2 protein-coding genes are annotated in these 1,717 nt (G+C 38.7%); both read left to right on the top strand.

Annotated elements, in window-relative coordinates:
• Positions 1 to 216 precede the first annotated feature (216 nt).
• On the top strand, positions 217 to 768 hold the full coding sequence (locus tag EV202_RS14920) for a sigma-70 family RNA polymerase sigma factor (RefSeq protein WP_106068371.1): 552 nt from the start codon (positions 217 to 219) through the stop codon (positions 766 to 768).
• Positions 769 to 1,158: 390 nt separating this feature from the next.
• Positions 1,159 to 1,620 (top strand): DUF417 family protein, encoded by a 462-nt coding sequence (locus tag EV202_RS14910; RefSeq protein WP_131927617.1) that lies wholly within the window; start codon positions 1,159 to 1,161, stop codon positions 1,618 to 1,620.
• The last annotated feature ends 97 nt before the right edge of the window (positions 1,621 to 1,717 follow it).

The raw sequence follows: 1,717 nt of genomic DNA, 5'->3' as shown, positions 1-1,717 counted from the left end.
AAACTCCGAGAAGAAGGACGTTGTTTCATACTATAAAGCTACAAAAATATGATGAAATGAACAAATCTTGAACAATGAGTTTTGCAGAGGTCTCATTATATTTGCCACGAGCCAAGGTATTTGGTCTCCGTCACTAAGGTAGTGGTTTCAATCTCCTTAATATTGGTGTCTTTCTTATTTTGAGCAAAGCTTATTCAAGACAAAATCATTTTTTGTATGAAACAGGATAACGAAGAAATAAACAAATGGATAGAATCTTACTCCGGCCTATTATTGAACCGCGCGTTATCAATGGTGACGGACAAGAATGATGCCATGGATTTGGTGCAAGAAGTATTTATATCCGCTTCATTATCCTATCATGCCTTTCAAAGAAAGAGTACGCCGCTAACTTGGCTACAAAATATCTTGAAAAACAAAATTGCCGACTTCTACCGGGATCGGTATCGCAAGCCCGAAACAGTCAGCATACCGGATTTTTTCGATTCATCGGGTTCATGGACGGATGACTCTGTGCTGCACGAATGGCCTCGTATTTCCAATGAACCGGAAGGAGAAAATACGATTCTGGATGTTTTGGACAAGTGTATCGAACGCCTTCCATCTCAATGGCAGATTACCGTAAAGAGATACTACATTGATCAGAAAAAAGCCGATGAAGTATGTCATGAACTGGACATTGCCGCGACCAATTTATGGAAGATTCTTCAACGCAGTCGTATGCAGCTGAGAAAATGTATCGAATTAAACTGGTTTGACAAATTATGAAAGCATTATTCAATAAATTGATTCATTTCTTTATTATGCCGTGCAGCCGGGTACCATCGCTGATCGAGCGAAAGAATGCCGGAGAACTCCCTCTCATTTTAAGGATACGTCTCCGTGCACACTTATCGATATGTAAATGGTGTGCGGCCTATGCTAAAAAGGTGGAGTGGATAGATTGGCTGCTCACAAAAAAATATGAGAAAAAAGAATCTTTCAATAACACTGAAATACAATCATTTAAAGATAACATAAAGAAAAAAATGAGCTTATAATCTCCCTCTCCTTGTCAGGATTGCATGATTTTACCGACTATAAAATCGGGAAAGCCTTTTGTAGGATTCCGAAAAATGAATAGACAAATTCAAGGTAATTAAAAAAAGAATTGACAAGATGAGTATGAGAAAACAATCTTTTCCTTATGAGGGAATATTCCAAACCGGATATTATATTACCCTCCTCGGCACTGCCGCTATCCTTCTGTGGATCGGAATATTCAAATTTACCCCAACGGAGGCAGCCGCCATCAAACCTTTGGTAGTACATCACCCTCTTTTCGGAAGAGTGTATAATCTGTTCGATCTGCAAACCGTTTCCAATGTGATAGGTTTGGTAGAGATATCGACAGCCTTTCTATTGCTTCTGTCGATTAAATTCCATTCTCTAAGACGATATGCCGGAGCAGGAATAATAGTGATATTCCTCGTCACACTCAGCTTTTTATTCTTCACTCCCGGTATGTGGAAAATCAAGGACGGTGTAGTCGTAACCGATTTTTTCATACTTAAAGACATCGCATTTCTCGGATTCGGAATGATGTTGTTCGGCTTCCGGAGAAAAGACAGAAAACAATAAACGAAGTGATTTAAACTTTTCTTTTTCTCAAATATTTCCTTAGCAGAATTACCATAAATGCAATATAGTTCCATGATTCCCAATTCCTAACCGTTGT

This window comes from Prevotella heparinolytica, assembly GCF_004342845.1.
In the GTDB taxonomy this organism is placed as follows: Bacteria; Bacteroidota; Bacteroidia; order Bacteroidales; family Bacteroidaceae; genus Bacteroides; species Bacteroides heparinolyticus.
The sequence above is the reverse complement of the archived record's forward strand: the minus strand, read 5'-3'. Positions and strand labels throughout refer to the sequence as shown.